Annotated in this window: 17 protein-coding genes; 15 read left to right on the top strand and 2 right to left on the bottom strand. The window is 42.1% G+C overall.

Annotation, left to right across the window (positions count from 1 at the left end):
• The first annotated feature begins 618 nt into the window (after nt 1-618).
• The 3 genes from H6795_04530 to H6795_04520 all read left to right on the top strand — a co-directional run bounded on the left by H6795_04530 (nt 619) and on the right by H6795_04520 (nt 3,868).
• Nucleotides 619-1,494 carry a hypothetical protein gene (locus tag H6795_04530; GenBank protein MCB9817760.1) on the top strand — a complete coding sequence of 292 codons (876 nt, stop codon included), beginning with the start codon at nt 619-621 and terminating at the stop codon, nt 1,492-1,494.
• A gap of 427 nt (nt 1,495-1,921) precedes the next feature.
• Nucleotides 1,922-3,442 carry a hypothetical protein gene (locus H6795_04525; GenBank protein MCB9817759.1) on the top strand — a complete coding sequence of 507 codons (1,521 nt, stop codon included), beginning with the start codon at nt 1,922-1,924 and terminating at the stop codon, nt 3,440-3,442.
• 87 nt (nt 3,443-3,529) lie between these two features.
• Complete coding sequence (locus H6795_04520) at nt 3,530-3,868, top strand: MmcQ/YjbR family DNA-binding protein (protein MCB9817758.1); 339 nt, start codon at nt 3,530-3,532, stop codon at nt 3,866-3,868.
• An 80-nt stretch (nt 3,869-3,948) separates the two neighbouring features.
• On the opposite strand, the gene H6795_04515 is transcribed toward H6795_04520, so the two are convergent.
• On the bottom strand, nt 3,949-4,524 hold the full coding sequence (locus H6795_04515; protein MCB9817757.1) for a hypothetical protein: 576 nt from the start codon (nt 4,522-4,524) through the stop codon (nt 3,949-3,951).
• A 129-nt stretch (nt 4,525-4,653) separates the two neighbouring features.
• Between H6795_04515 and H6795_04510 the strand changes: the two genes are divergently transcribed.
• The 8 genes from H6795_04510 to H6795_04475 are packed head-to-tail and all read left to right on the top strand — an operon-like array spanning nt 4,654 to nt 13,199.
• Entirely contained in the window at nt 4,654-6,411 is a 1,758-nt protein-coding gene (locus tag H6795_04510; protein MCB9817756.1) for a DNA primase, read from the top strand.
• 22 nt (nt 6,412-6,433) lie between these two features.
• Nucleotides 6,434-7,525 (top strand): RNA polymerase sigma factor RpoD, encoded by a 1,092-nt coding sequence (gene rpoD / locus H6795_04505; GenBank protein ID MCB9817755.1) that lies wholly within the window; start codon nt 6,434-6,436, stop codon nt 7,523-7,525.
• Between the two features lie 11 nt (nt 7,526-7,536).
• Complete coding sequence (locus H6795_04500; protein MCB9817754.1) at nt 7,537-8,097, top strand: AAA family ATPase; 561 nt, start codon at nt 7,537-7,539, stop codon at nt 8,095-8,097.
• A gap of 21 nt (nt 8,098-8,118) precedes the next feature.
• Entirely contained in the window at nt 8,119-9,231 is a 1,113-nt protein-coding gene (locus tag H6795_04495) for a polyprenyl synthetase family protein (GenBank protein MCB9817753.1), read from the top strand.
• A 37-nt stretch (nt 9,232-9,268) separates the two neighbouring features.
• Complete coding sequence (crtI, locus tag H6795_04490) at nt 9,269-10,741, top strand: phytoene desaturase (protein MCB9817752.1); 1,473 nt, start codon at nt 9,269-9,271, stop codon at nt 10,739-10,741.
• On the top strand, nt 10,738-11,580 hold the full coding sequence (locus H6795_04485; protein ID MCB9817751.1) for a phytoene/squalene synthase family protein: 843 nt from the start codon (nt 10,738-10,740) through the stop codon (nt 11,578-11,580). Before crtI ends, H6795_04485 begins: the two co-directional genes overlap by 4 nt.
• A complete protein-coding gene (locus H6795_04480) occupies nt 11,573-12,256 on the top strand; it encodes a lycopene cyclase domain-containing protein (GenBank protein MCB9817750.1) in 684 nt (227 codons plus the stop codon). The genes H6795_04485 and H6795_04480 overlap by 8 nt, the downstream gene beginning before the upstream one ends.
• Before the next feature lie 52 nt (nt 12,257-12,308).
• The gene (locus H6795_04475) at nt 12,309-13,199 is read left to right on the top strand and encodes a hypothetical protein (protein MCB9817749.1); all 891 of its coding nucleotides are present in this window, start codon (nt 12,309-12,311) and stop codon (nt 13,197-13,199) included.
• Here the strand turns inward: H6795_04475 and H6795_04470 are convergent.
• Nucleotides 13,196-13,984, bottom strand: a complete 789-nt coding sequence (locus H6795_04470) for a hypothetical protein (protein ID MCB9817748.1) — start codon at nt 13,982-13,984, stop codon at nt 13,196-13,198. The genes H6795_04475 and H6795_04470 overlap by 4 nt on opposite strands.
• Before the next feature lie 304 nt (nt 13,985-14,288).
• Between H6795_04470 and H6795_04465 the strand changes: the two genes are divergently transcribed.
• The 4 genes from H6795_04465 to H6795_04450 all read left to right on the top strand — a co-directional run bounded on the left by H6795_04465 (nt 14,289) and on the right by H6795_04450 (nt 17,676).
• A complete protein-coding gene (locus H6795_04465; GenBank protein ID MCB9817747.1) occupies nt 14,289-14,540 on the top strand; it encodes a hypothetical protein in 252 nt (83 codons plus the stop codon).
• Complete coding sequence (locus H6795_04460; GenBank protein MCB9817746.1) at nt 14,533-15,231, top strand: hypothetical protein; 699 nt, start codon at nt 14,533-14,535, stop codon at nt 15,229-15,231. Before H6795_04465 ends, H6795_04460 begins: the two co-directional genes overlap by 8 nt.
• A gap of 76 nt (nt 15,232-15,307) precedes the next feature.
• Nucleotides 15,308-16,198: a hypothetical protein gene (locus tag H6795_04455; GenBank protein MCB9817745.1), complete on the top strand. Its 891-nt coding sequence runs from the start codon at nt 15,308-15,310 to the stop codon at nt 16,196-16,198.
• Nucleotides 16,199-16,386: 188 nt separating this feature from the next.
• Nucleotides 16,387-17,676, top strand: coding sequence for a peptidoglycan binding domain-containing protein (locus H6795_04450; protein ID MCB9817744.1), 1,290 nt, complete (start codon nt 16,387-16,389; stop codon nt 17,674-17,676).
• Nucleotides 17,677-17,723: the final 47 nt, after the last annotated feature.

Below are 17,723 nucleotides of genomic sequence, written 5' to 3'. Positions count from 1 at the left end.
TTGTTGATTGTTAAGACAATTTAGCAGTTGGCAACCCAACCAGTCTGAAGCCTGCTTGCAAAATGTGAGCACAGATTTGTTTGGGAGGAGGGGGCTACAATGTCCCTGTACGATGCTGCATATGCAGTACTTACATTGACCGCCGTGCTGCTGGCCATGGCAATCATGGCGTTAGTAGCGAGGGATAAGGTGGCTATGACGGTACTAGCCATCACAGCTATCATCAGTGGGGCTATTTTTATCCCGCTGAACTCGGCCCTCATCGAAGAGCAGGCCAGAGAACGTTGTGCCGGAGGGCTGCCCGTGCCAGGTAGCCCGTCCTACTGCTACAGTGGCGAACAGCCCCCGGCAGTGCTAGAGGGCGGAGCGTCGTGCACCAACGGACAAGCGGTAGTGCTCATGGAGCCCTACCGATCCGATGTGTGGGTGTGCCCTGCACCCGAAAGCAAAGTTTACCCCAGATCGTATCAGTGGTAAACCGCCAGCGCTTTTGTGATAAGCGCATCAAAGCCCACTTTGGGCAATCACAAAGGGGTGTGGCGCCCTCGTAAGCGCCCACCCCAACCCTCTGCGGATGTGTATCCGCACTGACGAGCCGAAAACGGCGAAAGGAATTTAATGAAAATATTAAGAAATAGTACATTAGAATCAATACAAAATAGTATACATACACAAGGGCGCGGTAATGGTGTTGCATCAGAAAAAGCATCAATACAACGGGATCTTGAAGACTATACATTATTAGTTCATGGATCGTCTGTTCGCCAAGCAGATGGTGTGCCCCCTAGAGATTTAGACGTGTTACTCGCCGGAGAGAGCTTGTTGCCTCTTCATAGGCGAATTAGTTTCTCGCGTGAATATAGTGTGGCAATTAATCAATCATTTATCTTGGATGCTTTGTTACACAATTGGCTATCCCGCTACCCACATACACGCGATCTGCCTATGGATATTTCCGAATACCACGGTACGCAACCTACGCTACTTGTACCTTGGGGTGCCGCTGGGCGAGGTGACAATTACCATATTGTAAACCAAGCACCTGGGCATACTATTGTTGAACAAGAAGTAAATGGCATCGGTTCGGCTTTAAGGGGTGACCTACTTGAGCCTGGAGCGTTTGAAGATTGGAAAGAAACACAAATATCTGATGAATATAAACTTTATATTTCTCTAGGGGGCATAGCGATGGCTTGGGAGGATCCATATTATGGAGATTTATTATGGACCACTGAACGCTTACCGGACCCAATGGAAGGCCTAGGCGCTATTCATAAAGCAATGCGTACACACTCACACGGAGAAGAGCTTGTTCGCAGCTTGCCAGAAGGCGACAGACTATATCAATTGATTGCCAATGGTGACCGCACAAGACGATACGTATCAGAACATTACGCACATTTTCATGCAAATGAGGCTGAGCCGACTCCTCATCATTCCGCAACGCTAGATTTTGGTATGGGCGAGCTAATACTTAATGATGTAAAGCGCTAAACTTGCGACTATGTATATATCAAACTATTGATAATGAGAATAGGTTTAATGGTATGTCGCGCTGTAGAAAAATTAGTACATAAATAGACGACCCCTATACGTGAGCTAAAGACTATTTGGCTCACGGCAGGGCTTATTTATAGAGTAAGCTCGTTAAAAACTTGGCTTGGTTGCTTGATAACAGGCTGTCTACTAGGAACCCCTCATTTGATGTAAGCCTCTCATTCGGCTCCAATTGACAACTAATGTCAAAGAATAGTGGATGGCCTTTCAAGCAGTAAGCCATTTAAGTTTTTGGGTACGGCGCTCGTTATTTGTAACGTGCGTCAGCCAAAACCTTAAACTTATAATTGACAAATAAGCAAAACTGTGCTAATGTATAATCATACAATTACAAACAAAAACATATCAAAAAGGAAATAAAATAATGTCAACATATGGAGAAGGAACTCCCTTATCACACACAATAGAACAGGTATCTACTACAGAACAAGATAATAATCAAAGACGATGGCGCATAGGTCGCTGGTTTGGCTCCGTGGCTTTATCTGTACTTGCCAGTATGGGTGCTACACAACAGAACAATAGTGCACCAGAACACACTGGTTTTACTACTGTTGCAACGATGCAAACAAGAAGCCATGAAGCGAGTATTGGTATAGGTTTGCCTGATATCTTACCCGGAGATGCGACACTGAGGTTGCCCGGTGTAGAGATTGCAGAGCAACCAGATGATGCTAAAGACACTAAGTCAGGTACGCCAGAATCAAGCCAAGAAATAGTCAAGGAACAGCTAAGGGTAGCGCTTATGGAGTGGGCTCGTCTTTTTGACAAAGATGCAATGGCAGAAAAACCAGTAGCCATGGCACAAGTGCAAAAAATTGCAGACACAATAACTGATCTTATACAGAATGATAGTGAAATAACTGACATTCGTTTTATCGGTAGCGCATCAGACGAAGATGACTATGCATATATGTATGGTGGTGAAAATCCCGGTCTAGGAATAGACAGTGCTAAAAACGAAGCACTTGCCCTAACTCGTGCCAAAGCAGTAGAAAAACTTGTCACTGCTCTATTGAGGCAACAACTGAGTGCTGAAGAATATGAACAAGTGATTGATGTTATGCAAAAACCCAAGGGTATAGAAACGCAAGATAAACAGCTTAACAAAGATATAGAACAACTTGCTGATACGATGGGTATACGTACAGTTGATTTAGTCTCGCTTTATAACAGAAACCCACAAGAGCTGCCCAAGGATGCAAGAGAAACACTGGCAGGCTTGAAGCGAGATAGATATGTAAAGGCAATTATAACAGCAAAGAATAATGTAGTGAGTGAACCAGAAACGGGTGTCGTAAATGAAGAAGAAGACCAACCTAGCTCAATTGTGATAGTACCAATAATTATTCCTTTTAGAAGAAGGAAATCATCGCAATACCCAAATCCAAAGCATGGTACAAACGGAGTAAAAGTGTCTAATGGAGAATCATTTGAAGATGTTACAGCGACGGGCATTGGCAGTACTAAACTTATGGCACAAATGGCTGGCAAATCGTCAAAAACAGGCAGAATTCGCATGGGTGGTACTACTAGATTCATGGGCACAAGACGACAGAGAGGCGTGTCACGTAGCGGTATTGCTACTGGCCTATATGGTGTACAAAAATATCGGGGTAAAATCACACCAATCATAACAACAAATATAGAGTCTGGTGTTACAGATAGGCCGCTAGAAGATGCGAACTTACCACCAAAAGACCCAACAGCTAGCATTATACCTAAAAGACAGCGAAGCAAAGGTAAGGAAACTACTCAACATGGCGGACGAGGTTTTAGGCGTAAACAACCAGCCCAATCCAATAATGGTGGCAACAGTGGCCCAAGAGGCCAAAGGAATTTCTTCCCACGGTCACGTTATACCACAAGAAGAACACGTCATTAAGTATCACACGTGAAACTGAATAGTATATAGGAGGTTATTTACAAGTATCTGTAAACAGATGAATATTTGCGGTAAACTAGTGTAAAGATGGAACACAAAACTGTCGAACAATACATTTTGAGCATGCCTGGTGCAGTGCTCGATTACCCATTTGGCAAAGGTGTAGCGGTATATAAAGTTGGTGCCGACGAAGCAGCGCGGCAAAAGATGTTTGCGCTGATTGCAGAAGACACCACACCCTTACGATTGAGCTTAAAATGCGACCCACAACTTGCGGTTGTACTCCGCGAAAAGTATGAAACGGTATTGCCGGGCTACCACTTAAACAAAAAGCACTGGAACACGATTATTTTAACTGGTCAGCTTACATGGGAAGAAGTGCAAGACCTTATTCGCCATAGCTACAATTTAGTAGTAAGTGGGTAAGTATAGAAGAGAGTAAGCTGCTAAGTATTAAGATACAGCAGCACTCTACTCACTTACTAACTTATATACTTTTCACTGCTTTACTGCTTTGGGGTGGTGGGTTCGCCCAAGATAACACCAATTTGGGCATAGTACGATTCGAGCTCTTTTTTAAGCTTGGCAGATTTTGTTTGACTATAGGCAGTTACAAGGGTTTGGCGGTATAAATCTAGCCGTTCAGTAAGAATGGTTTGGTAGGTTTTGTCAAACGAACCAGAATTTTTGGCATCATCTAGCACTGCTTCATAGCCACTATTTTGGTATGGGGCGATTATTTTTTTGGCATTTTTGCCGAGTTGCCCCATGATAGCGGCATTTTGTGATGATACGGTTAAGCTAACAGAAGCAGTTTTATTAATAGTGGCTGTGTCTCGCGCCTCTTTGGCGCCTATTTCTGTAATTGCGATAATATCAGCTTGGGCACCACCAACCGGCGCTAGTACTTCTTGCGTATTTTTACTACTGGCAGATATCACCGTGACCAGTAATATGCCAAGCAATAACGCTAGTGCTGCTCCGGCCACAATAATAATGATGCGTTGTTTTTTACTACCACCAAACAATGGTTTTTTTTGCGATGTTTGGTTCATGATAAATTCGTAGTTGTTTTGGTCCATTACTATATGATTATAGATGAAACTTTTGGTAATGTGGAATAAAAGCATAAATAGTATAGCGCACAGTGGGCTACGAGTAAGGCGCGACACGGTCTTTACGCTAGGCAATAAACGCTATACCCTTATAGCATGGATGCTGTAGAAGAGGTTAAGCAACGTTTAAGTATAGAAGATGTGGTTGCTGAATATGTTGAGCTAAAACGTTCTGGGCGCAATTTTAAAGGTCTGAGTCCGTTTACATCTGAGCGTACACCCAGTTTTATCGTTAGCCCAGAAAAACAAATTTGGCATGATTTTAGCTCTGGCAGGGGTGGTGATATGTTTAGCTTTATTATGGAAATGGAAGGTGTAGACTTTAGGGGTTCGCTAGAAATATTGGCTCGGCGCGCTGGTGTAGACCTGAGTTTGTACGATAAAGGCGATGGTGGTGGTATGCGTAAGAAAAAAGATGCTGCCCAAGCTGCTTTGACTATGGCGGTACGGTATTACCAACAATCGCTCTTGCATAGCCCATCGGCACTCTCCTACGTAACCGACACACGGGCGTTACGCCGCCAAACTATCGCCGACTTTGGCATTGGCTACGCACCAAACACTGGTACAGCACTTGTGGATGCATTGACCAAAAAAGGTGTGTCTGTTCATGACATGAAACTTGCTGGGCTTGCGAATGATCGCTACGGCAAAGTGAATGATATGTTTCGGGGTAGAATTGTTATTCCGCTATATGATGCCCAAGGGAACCCACTTGGTTTTACAGCACGTATTTTACATAAAGAAGACAGTGGTCCTAAATACATTAATACTCCACAGACAATTTTATATGACAAAAGTCGCCACGTCTTTGGCTTACACGCAGCCAAAGAAGCTATCAGAACGAGTGGTTTTGTGGTGATTGTAGAAGGCAATATGGATGTGATTAGCACGCACCAAGCAGGCTATAAAAACGTTGTCGCGACGGCCGGTACTGCAATGACGGGTTTTCAGATTAAAGCCTTACAGCGGTTGACGACGGATATTCGGCTTTGCTTTGACCAAGACGCAGCAGGTGTTGCTGCAGCCGAACGTGCCATAGATGTTGCTCAGGCTGCAGGTGTACAACTTTCTATTGTTTCGCTCCCAGAAGGTAAAGATCCTGACGAGCTCATTCAAAAAAATGTTGCGCTATGGGAAGAAGCGATTCATTCGCCTGTTTACGCAGTAGATTGGCTGATTGATAGGTACAAAGAGCAGTTTGATATTACCAGCGCTAGTGGCAAACGAAAGTTTAGTGATGCCTTGGCGCATATTGTGAATAGTTTGCACGATTCTGTAGAGAAAGATCACTACATTAAAGTATTAGCAGAAATTGCAGGTGTGAGTGAATCTGCCATAAAAACCAAGTTAGCGGTTATGGCATCTGGCGAAAAAGCCAGCCTAAAAAAGCGCAAAAACGATGCGCCTACGCTCGGCCACGACCAAGAAGCATACCAAGATCAACTGCTATCACTACTAGTTATGTTCCCAATAACGCGGCGGTTTTTAGAAACGGCAGATACTACCTATTTTGTGTTTAGCACCCCAGAGCGCCAACGCGTATTTGAGTATGTGAGCCAAAATCCTCACGTTACAATTACAGATTCTATACCTGATGATTTGAAAGATGTCGAAGACTATGTCAAAATACTACTACTGAAAGCAGAAGAACTCTACGCAGTTGGCTTTGATGCCAACGAAAGATTGCGAGAGCTGCAAGATTTAATTGAAAAACTAAAATCAAAATATTTTGTGAGCCAAAGACAACTTTTGTCTGCGCAGATTAAGCAGGCAGAAGAGGCTGGCGACGAAGAAAAAGTAAACACATTGCTAGAACAATTCAATCAACTATTAAAGAAAGGGCAATCATAGAGTGGTAGATAAACCTGCAGATTTGACTGACAAAAAAAGTAAATTATTAGAAAAAGCGCGTATAAGCGGCAAAATAGAATATAAAGAAATATTGGCCATGATTCCAGAAGCAGCCGATAATATTGAGCTATACGACACCATTAGCTCTGAATTGGTAGACGCTGGTATTGAAGTAAATGGGCATGAAGATCCACCACTAGAAGTAATCGCCAAGGTAGAAGACGAGTGGGAGGCAGAAGACGAAGAAGAAATTATGACTACCCAAGCAGCGTTGCTTGACGATGTTTCTGATGATTCGGTGCGCTTGTATTTACGTGAAATAGGTAAAATACCGCTACTTTCGTCTGAAGAAGAGCTTGCTTTGGCCCATAAAGTGGTGGCGGGCGATAAACGCGCTAAAGACAAAATGGCAGAGGCCAATATGCGCCTTGTTGTTTCTATAGCCAAGCGATATGTTGGCCGTGGGTTAGATTTATTAGACTTAATTCAAGAAGGTAATACGGGGTTGTTGCGTGCGGTAGAAAAGTTTGACCCAGACAAAGGCTTTAAATTTAGTACGTATGCAACGTGGTGGATTCGCCAAGCAATTACCCGAGCGATTGCTGACCAAGCACGAACGATTCGTATTCCTGTACACATGGTAGAAACGATTAATAAGTTACTTCGTACTCAGCGCCGTTTGACGCAAGAACTTAACCGCGAACCAACCAACGAAGAAATTGCCAAAGAAATGGAAATGGAAGTTGAAAAAGTTGAGCATATCATGAAGATTAAACAAGATATTCACTCACTTGATCAATCGGTACGTGATGATGAAGAAGATTCTGTACTTGGTGACTTCGTAGAAGACGAAGACACAGTAACGCCAGAAGAATCAGCTACGAATCAGCTATTAAAAGAGCACGTGCAAGAACTTCTAAGCGGCCTAAGTGAGCGTGAACAAAAAATTATCCGTATGCGATTTGGGCTTGACGATGGCAAAAACCATACACTAGAAGAAGTAGGTCACGAATTTAGTGTTACCCGTGAACGTATTCGCCAAATAGAAGCCAAAGCGTTGGCAAAACTTCGTAAACATAAAGAAAGTAAGCGATTACTCGACTATATACGGTAATATAAAAGCATATGATTATAGGATTATCTGGAACGCTGTCTAGTGGTAAAGACACACTTGCCGATCACCTGCAAGAAAAATTTGGTCTAATGCATATAAGTACGGGTGATATTGTGCGAGAAATCGCTCAGTCACAGCGCGGTTCGGTAGAACGCCCCGTGCTATATGATGTAGGCAACGAATTACGTCACTCTTACGGTGGCGGAGTGCTAGTAGATAGGGCACTAGACAGGTACCAAAATAGTATTCGTACCTATGCAGGTGCCGTCATTACTGGAATACGCAGTTTGGCTGAAGCCAAAGCCATAAAAGAAAAAGGGGGCACGATAGTATTTGTAGATGCCCCTCTAGAATTGCGTTTTATCCGTATGCAATCACGCCATCGTGACGGCGAAGCGCGCATAACGTTAGAAGCTTTTAAGCAGCGTGAACAAAAAGAACTTGCAAGTGGCCTGAGTGATGCCGATTTTAATATTACACAAATTGGCCAGATAGCCGATATACATTTACAAAACAACGCGTCATTAGAAGACTTTTTTGCAGCTGCAGAAAGGGAGTTGCAGCTGGCCTAGGAAAGACAAGCAGGTAGTATCATGCCAAAGCCAACAGATACAATTGAGACCACAGATTTTACACTTTTTAAGCAACAACTAAGCACCCATAAACATACTATTGATACAGAGCTGCAGCGCATAAGTGAGCATCTGCTTGCAGATACAAACGAACAGTTTGGTGAAGTACCAAAAGAAGTGGTCGCAGCGTACGCGGCTGTACTACTGAAGGGTGGTAAGCGTATTCGTGGCTCACTGGCAATGGCGGCATATGCTTTGTTTGAAGGCGATAATCAACCAATGATTACCCAAGCAGCGTGCGCTCTAGAAATGCTCAACACCTATATTTTAATCGCGGATGATATTCAGGATAGATCAGAATCTCGCCGTGGTGGCAAAACAGCACATATTCAAATGCGTGATTTTCATGTTAAAAAGCACTTAAAAGGTGATTCTTTGCACTTTGGTGAAGCAATGGCTATAAACAGTTTTTTGATTGCTCAGCATTACGCTGCTAACCTTATAGCTACGTTGCCAACCTCAGCAGATATTCGTATTAAGGCCCTACAGAATGTTAATAAATGTTTTATTGTTACCGCTCATGGCCAAACAATGGACATTTTTGTAGAGTCTAATGGAGCTGCATCTTCAGAAGAAGTAAACCATATTTTAGAATGGAAAACGGCGTACTATACATTTATAAATCCTTTGCAGCTTGGGGGTATTTTGGCCGGAGCTCGCAAAGCAGACATGGCAAAGCTGGCAGACTATGGTTTGCATGCGGGGCGGGCGTTTCAGCTTGTTGATGATATTATTGGTACTTTTGGCTCATCTGATATGACAGGCAAAAGTCCGCTAGACGACATAAAAGAAGGTAAACGTACATTAATGGTACTCGCAGCCCTAGAAAAAGCTAATGCTTCAGACAGTTATTTTCTAGAAGCATGTCTTGGCAGCCAACAACTTACCATGCACGATTTTGAAAAATGCCAAAGCATTATTACAAAAACAGGTGCGCTAGATTACACCAAAGAACAAGCAGAACAGTCTAGCAAAAAAGCAATAGCCGCTATTAGTAGCGAAACAACGTGGGTGCCACAAGCAAAGCAATTTCTTATAGATCTTGCTCAATACATTCTCGTGCGTAACACGTAGCACAATTGATGACATTAAAAGGTATACTAAATAGAGTATGAAGAAAAAAATAGCAATAATTGGTGCTGGTTTTGGCGGCATAAGCGCTGCCGCATATTTAGCGCGCGATGGCTATGATGTTACAGTGTTCGAAAAAAACAGTCAGCCAGGTGGCCGGGCAATTGTATATAAACACAAAGGCTTTACGTTTGACATGGGGCCAAGTTGGTACATGATGCCAGATGTATTTGAAGATTTTTTTACAGATTTTAATACTTCATCAGAAAAATACTACCAACTAAAAAAACTCCTTCCGTCGTATCGGGTGTATAACAATACAACGTCGCACGATGTTAGTCCGGTAGATGAAGGTGGCTTGGCGGTATTTGACGATCTTGAACCAGGTGCAGCCAAGCAAGTAAAGCAACTGCTTAAAAAAACAGGCAAAGAATACCGACACATTCGTGAACACCTACTAGAAAAAGACTATATCTCACCAATAGACGCAATTGATAGTAAAGCACTGTCTATGCTTGCGAATCCGGAATTGTTTTTTTCGTACCATAGCCGTATTAAAAAAACGTCACGCAACCAAGATATTCAAAAAATTCTCGAATTCATGACAGTGTTTATGGGTGGCAGCCCACAGAATATTCCGGGAGTCTATAGTTTATTAAGTCACGTCGATTTGAGCCTTGGTATATGGTACCCAATGGGTGGTTTTGGGGCTGTGGTAAAAGGTTTTGAGACGATTGCTAAACAACAGGGCGCAACATTTGTGTATAACGCAGAAGTTACCAGAATTCATACGACACAGCATTCCGTATCGCATGTTGAAGTTGCTGGTGTTAAGCACCAATTTGATGCTGTTATAGCGAACGCCGATTATCATCACGTAGAAACAAAGCTGGTGCCAAGAAACTACCAATCGTATCCAGAAAAGTACTGGGCCAAAAAAACACTATCACCGTCTGCTATGTTGGTGTACTTGGGGGTAGACAAAGTAGTGCCTGGTTTGTTGCATCATACAATGTTTTTTGATGCAGACTGGCATGGTCATTTTGACCAAGTATTTTCAAAAAAAGAATGGTCGCTCCGCCCGCTTTTTTATGTTTCTAACCCAAGTAAGACAGATCCTACGGTAGCACCAAAAGGGAAAGAAAATATTATTATGCTCGCACCGCTTGCGAATGGCTTGCACCCAACAAAAGATCAAATAAATGAACTAGTAGAAAGTTTAATCGCTCGCCTAGAAGCTCGTACAAAAACAAACATTAGCAAACATATTGTGGTTAAAAAAGTTGTTCTGATGGACTTTTTTGCAGAAACATTTAACGCGTATAAGGGCAATGCCTTTGGTTTAGCGCATACACTAGGCCAAAGTGCGATGTTTAGGCCCCGTATGCAAAGTAAAAAATTAAAGAATTTATATTATGTAGGGCAATACACAAACCCAGGTACGGGCGTGCCAATGGTAGTGTTATCTGGTAAAATTATTGCAAGAGTGGTGGGCGAAAGGGTTCGCCAGTGACAAGAGAAAAAGAGATATTTAAACAAGGTAGCACAACATATTACTGGAGTAGCGTATTCTTTCCAGAGCAGACAAAAGAAGACGTATTTAAACTTTATAGTTTTGTACGTATTGCCGATAACTTTGTAGATGCCAAGCCACAGAATAAAAAATCTTTTATTCAATTAAAAAAAGCGTGGACCGCATTGGTGAATATAAATAAGCAACCGTCTAAAAAAATGAATTCAGATATTCGCTTGGCTGTAACTAATATGTATGACGTATACAAAAAGTATGATTTTTCTAAAGAGTGGGTGAGTGCATTTTTAGACGCCATGGAACAAGATTTAGGAAAAAAAAGATACAAAACATTAGACGACATCATTGCTTACATGTACGGCTCTGCAGAAGTTATTGGGCTCATGATGGCAAAAATAATCGGTGTACCAGAGCGGGGCTACGAAGCGGCTCGTATGCAAGGCAGGGCTATGCAATATATCAATTTTATACGCGATATCGCAGAGGATAATCAGCTGGGGAGGGCATATTTCCCAGCGAGCGAACTCAAGAAATACGGGCTTCCGAGTGTTTCTAAAGAAGATGTGTATCGGCACCCAGCAGCGTTTCGTGAATTTATAGAAGCCCAACTTGCGTACTATACAAAATGGCAAAAACAGGCAGATAAAGGCATGAAATACATACCGCGATCGCAGCGAATCGCACTGCGTACAGCAGTTGATATGTACAACTGGACAGCGGTAGCTATTGCAAAAAATCCTTTTATAGTGTTTGATAAAAAGATAAAACCAAGTAAAAGCCGTGTGGTGGTACGGGCGTTAGTGAGGTCTATCCATGCGTGAATTTACATATTACTTATTTAATCTACTGGTTTTTTTGCCAGTTTTGGTACTGAGCTTTACGACAGATGTAAAGCCACACCGTCACGTACGTGGCTTGTTAGCTGGATTTTTATTAGTGAGCGTACCGTTTATGCTGTGGGACATATGGGCAGCGCAAGCGGGTCACTGGGGCTTTAACGTGGCCTACATTACAGGGCCGTACCTGTTTGGTGTACCACTAGAAGAATATTTATTCTTTATTACTGTGCCATTCGCGATGATTTATGTTTGGGGAGTGGTCAAAAAATATGTTACCGACCGCGCTACGGCTGGCTTCTTTCCACTATTGGCTTTTGGTATCACGGCAGGGTATTCGGTATGGTTACTGGTGAATTACTGGGGTAATGGCTATACACGCTCGGTTGCAATTGCAGCTATTATTGCTGTTTTAGTGGCAGCGGTTTCACGTATTGCCTATACGTGGCGATTTTGGACGTTTCAGGTTGTGCTCCTTGGGCTCTTTTTAGTATTTAATTCACTTCTTACAATGTTGCCTATTATTACTTATGGCCCAGATGCTATTATTGGCTTTAAAATTGGCGATATACCAATAGAAGATTTTTTGTTTAACTTTGCCTTTATTAATCTGTTTTTGCTAGTTTACACATTTGTAGATCAGCCCAGAATAGTCAAATAACTACAAAAGACCAAACATTGACAAAAAAGCAAAAATCTGCTATATTTTATATATGAAACCGAGCCCCGAAGCTCACGATATAAACAGTTCAGCGTTCACTCAGCAGTACTCTGAAGAAATATCTCGTTTACTGGACATTGCCGGCATACTAATTGAGCCAGGTGATGATTTAGTGTCCGCAACGCAGCCACTCGTACGTGGTGATCATTTTCATCCTGAAACACTATTACACCTTTCTGCAGAAGACCAGATACAAGCTTTGCATATATTTGAAAATATGGGTATGACGCAAGCCGTATATCCAACCGGTGGTACATATGATCGAGTATTGGTACTAGGTGGTGTGCATTCCAGTAATCTAGATAGGTTAAAATTTGTGTATGAGCAGATAGAGTCTAACAAGATTGAGCTATTTAGTGAACAAAGTATAGTACTGCTTGGTGGCACAAGACCTATTCAAGAGGGCGAAACAAGCAACGGTGAAAGTATGCTTACAGAGTCAGACAGCTTGCGAGAGGCGGCTGTGGCGCATTTTGGCAACTTAATACTTTCTCAGGTACATTTGCGCCTCGGGCTCTTGCCAAAGAGTCACAATTTAGTGAGTAAACGAGTATTACGTAGTGATAAAGAGGTGTTTAATGTCATTAATGCTAATGCTGTATCGCGCCCTCAAGGCGCACCAAGACACACGACGGCTTCTACAACGCTAGATTGGTTAACGCAGGATAATATAGAAGATGGCGCAAGAGTGTTATTTGTATCAGGTAATCCATATATACACAGGACTACACAAGATGTTCTATCTGTAATAAGACATTCCGGTCGTTCATTTGATGTAGAAAGCTGTGGACCTGCAGCTACTCCCAACTTGCTCGTAAGGCGTGCCTATGGTGAATTAGGACGAATTATATTTAGTGAAAGCGTTTTACAAGAATTAAATTAAGCATATTTATAGGTTTTTGGTAGGCGTGCATAACTTGGTTTGCTGCGCTGTCTAGAATCAATAATGCTAAAAATTTGTTTAAATCCTTCTGCCATAGCTTTACTTTCTATTATCATTGCCAATGCGTCTTCTCCAAATGTAACAAAGTAGACTTTATCCCCATACACCCCCCATTCAAACGAAGCGGTGTAGTCATTTGCTTCTAACCACGTTCTAGTTAATAAGTATGCTTTATCTGTTTCTTCATAATTACTAGGCACACGTGTATTTTCTGGAGTTATTGCAAAGCGAGGTATTTTGGCTTTAACCGCAAGCATACGGAGTTTATGCATCTGCGCATATCCATAAAAATCAATCGCTTTAGGTGAAAGCATAAAATAGATAGGTTTTTGATCGTTTACTTGGTCTTGGTAAACACGTTCTATATCATCTTTACCCATAAAGAAACGTACACCGGGCTGTTCGTGCGTTTTAATAAACTCATTAAGTAGTGATTGGGTGCTGGTTTCTAGTTCTTTTTGTGATTGCTCTAACTGCGCGCGATGTTCTTGCGCAAGCTGTACCAAGCGCGTGGGGTTGGTGGCTCTGTAATGGATTTTATTGCTTTTATCAAACTTAATAGCTAGCTCTAGAGCTGTTAATTTATCTAGTATTTTGTACATATTTGTGCGTGATTCGCCGACGTTTTTGGCAAGGTCGGCTGGCTTCCACTCTTTTTTAGAGAGCAATACTTGGTATACGTGTGCCTCTGTTGGGTTAAGACCTGCAGCGCTTAAATTTATCATGCAAGTAGTATAGCACAAAAAACCTAAAATGTGAAATAATAATTCACAATTATAAAAAAACAGATAAATAAATTAAAACAATAGTGAAAATACTATTGACATAAGTACAAAAATTGTATATAATGCGTAATACTATATTACTAATCGGTTTATAAAGGAGTTTTTGTATGAAAGGCGCAACAATTGCAGACGCTGCAATCACCAGTAGTGAAACACTCTATGAAATAGTAGAGGCCCTGCGTGTAGAAAATGAAAACCTAAAAACCGAAAACGAATTACTAAAAGTATTATTAGGAGAATAATTATGAACAAACGCAACGAACAATTTGGCGTTTACTACGAACTAACAAACTCTGGCGTACCCGAAACACGCTTAGTTGAAACTTATGGTTCAAGGGATGACGCACTCACGCGAGCGCAACAATTAAATGCGGAAGAAGGCTTAGACGACGCACCTTTTGAAGGTGCTGGCGATATTGAAAGATATACCGTCATGACCGTACTTAAAGATCTCGGAAATATTGCTACAGAAAACGAAAGTGGAATAGATGGCTAAAAGAAGAGAAAGAGACCCTAACGGGATCATATTTAATGGCCACGATATTGGCATAGGTTCAGATAGACTTGGCAACGAACTATACGAAGCTGTCTATGAGCTTGCTACGCGGGTAAGCCCCGATAGGCCTTATGTGCAAGAAACAGCTATAGAACCATATGAAGTTACAGTTCATGATCAATATTTTGCGATGCTGACCCATGGGTTACGTATACAGCCGAGATCTTTCTTTTTAATGACAAATGATGAGCTAAGACATAATCAGAATGACCCAGCAGTATCTACATTTTTGTCTGCGCTAGAAGAGCACGAACCATCGGATGACCCCACGCAAGGTGCCAGTGCCTTAACGTACGCACGACGAAATAGTGTTGTAGAGCAACACAGGCGCTTAGCAAGAGGTAGTATTATGACAGCTATGCAAGAAACGATGTCGAGCATGCCCGAGCTAGGGCATGGGCATAGTGATATTGTGCTAAAAAGTTTAGGTATAGTAGCTGTGCTGGGTAAGTATAGTAGTCCTAAAAGACTGATGGTATACCCAGAAGGTAGCAGTACGTGGCTATTACCCCACCGTATCAATGGAGTTCCTAGGGGCTATAGGTATAATATGCAGGACCCAAATGTGCGTGATGCTGCACAGTGGGCAATTGACTACGCAAGTGGATTAATCAATGAAATTGACAAATAAGCATAAGTGTGATATATTAATAATTAACTGTAACAAAATAAAAAACTAAATCATAAGTTAAGAAAGGAATATAACGATGACACAAAATAACCATGAGCAGGCACCATTTCACGAAACAGATCCGACTAAATTAATACCATTTAACTCATTTGATATTAACAGACACCGTATCGAGCAGATTGCAGGTATCGATGGTCCAATAGTTGATGAGCTTGCTAAAGTATTTGGTGTAGAAAAGCCCGAAAATGGATGGGATGTTGCATCGCTTGGTGAGCTTATTTCGATTGTAGGTCCAGCAAAAACACTGCAAGACAATATTCCTGCCATGGAAGAAATACTACCAGGTGTGGATGGCAAAAGATTTGCGATTGAATGGGTGAAACAGTCGGGTCTTTTAGAACCATCTTTTCGCAATTATGAAAATCCAGACCGATTAGTACCTCACTTATTTGAAACCGCAGTTATTACTGGGGGTGTTCGTAATTGGATGATGCGTAGGGCAAAAGTACTTATAGAAACACTACAAAATGGTACTGAGATTTTAGAAGTTAATCTAGTTGCCGGAATGCGTGAAATGCGCACAGCTGAAGGTAGCGATGTTCTTGAAGGCGACACAGAAGCGAGCTACATGGAGCGCGTCATTAAGCCTTTGATAGAATCATCAACAAACGTAACAGTGGATTTGTCTACTCCAGAGACTACCAGCGGTAATGAAATTTCTGCCGAAGTGGCAAAGATCACAAAAGGTGCAGAATCTGTGCTTGTTGCCTGTAATGCAGGTAATTGGATACAAAATGCAGGTCAGATAAGAAGAGCGATGGATGAAGATAAAAATAAGGTTTTTGTAGTAAGCGATACATTCCCGGTTGCAGAAAACGATGAGCCACCTGCAGAAGCCCAAAATCCTTTAACAGCAGTTGGCATCATAGGCCGTAACTTGCAAGAGCTAAAACGGCAAACGCAGTAGTATACATACCAGAAAATTCTGTTGAATATACGAAAAATATATATGCACAATTAAAAAGCGTCTCACACGGGGCGTTTTTTATTTGACGTGAATGCAAATAATGGTTATGCTAGAAGGGTATATAGCGTAAAAAACAAAACGCTCGCACAAAAGAACACCAAGACAAAATGTAAAAAAAGAGGTAATTCGTGGACAAATCGCACATACGTCCACGGCTATCTGCATACCAACGCAATTTTGCAGCCCCCGCAGCTGTAAACACCCATGCGTCGGTAGTTGCTGATATGCCGCTGGTTTCGCCCCCGCGGCCATTTGGCTCTGTACAGCCAAAGAGCGCCCCGGATTTTAAGGTAGGAGCAAAAACATATAAACGCTCACAGATAAAAAGAAGAGCTCTTAAAGGAGTGGCTTTTTTTGGTATTGGTATTTTATTGCTATTGTTACTACTTGGGGTCATTGGCTATGTGTTGAATGAGCGTTACGCGGGCAAGGCATTGCCGTATACCTACGTTGGTGATATTTCTATTGGTGGGCTCACGCAACCAGAAATTAAAGCGGCTCTAGATAAACGAGCAGAAGAGATCCGTGTAACACTAACAGAAGGCGGTCTAGTACGCGACGTACCGGTAAAACAATTTGGGGCTCAGTTTGATACCCAAAAAGCAAGCGAAGATGCAATTACAGGGTTTAACCCGTTTAGTTACTTAACAAAACGTACTGTGACGGTACCGGTGCAGGTGAACGAACGCTACGTAGATGGTTATTTGCGGTTACATGTGGCAAACATGCAGACAGATGCTGAAAATGCAGAAATCGTGAAGGCCAAAAAAGATTTGGTGATAGTTCCAGAAACCACTGGTTTTAGAACAAGCTCTGCATATGTGACAGAACAATTACAAAAACAATTACCAACCCTAGACGACCCAACGGTGAGTCTTAGTGCAGTGACAGATAAGCCATCTATTACCCAAGCAGATTTACAAGACGATATAGACACAGCCCGTAAATTGATTGCTACGAACATTGGTATAAAAGCATACAATACAGTTATTCGGCCAACCGATGACCAAAAGCTTTCATGGCTCGAGATTAAGCAAATACCCGGCAGCAATGAAGTGCAGATACAGTTTTCACAAACAAAAGTACGCGAGTATGTATTTGAAGCTACAAAAAAATACAGTACAGAACCCGTAGCAGAGCAGATTGTTACCAACGCAGATGGCACACAAAGTGTACAGGCTGGTAAAAGCGGGTATATAGTAGCAAATATAGATGAGGTAGCTGCAAATGTGTATCGTGCATTAATGAACCAGCAACCCCAAGTCGTTGCACTTGTGATTAACCCGGTAGAGTACCAAAAAATTGATCCTTCATTAGTGCCAAGACAACAGGCAATTACGGCAGTACCCCCACAATCTGCCCAACAAACGCAAGCGAACCAAGCCCAAACACTTGCCACAACCCAAGCTACGCAATAGATTACGACCGCTGTTCATAATCTGTCGGAGCGCGTATACTTTATGGT

This window comes from Candidatus Nomurabacteria bacterium (genome assembly GCA_020631975.1).
In the GTDB taxonomy this organism is placed as follows: Bacteria; Patescibacteriota; Saccharimonadia; order Saccharimonadales; family CAIOMD01; genus JACKGO01.
The sequence above is the reverse complement of the archived record's forward strand: the minus strand, read 5'-3'. Positions and strand labels throughout refer to the sequence as shown.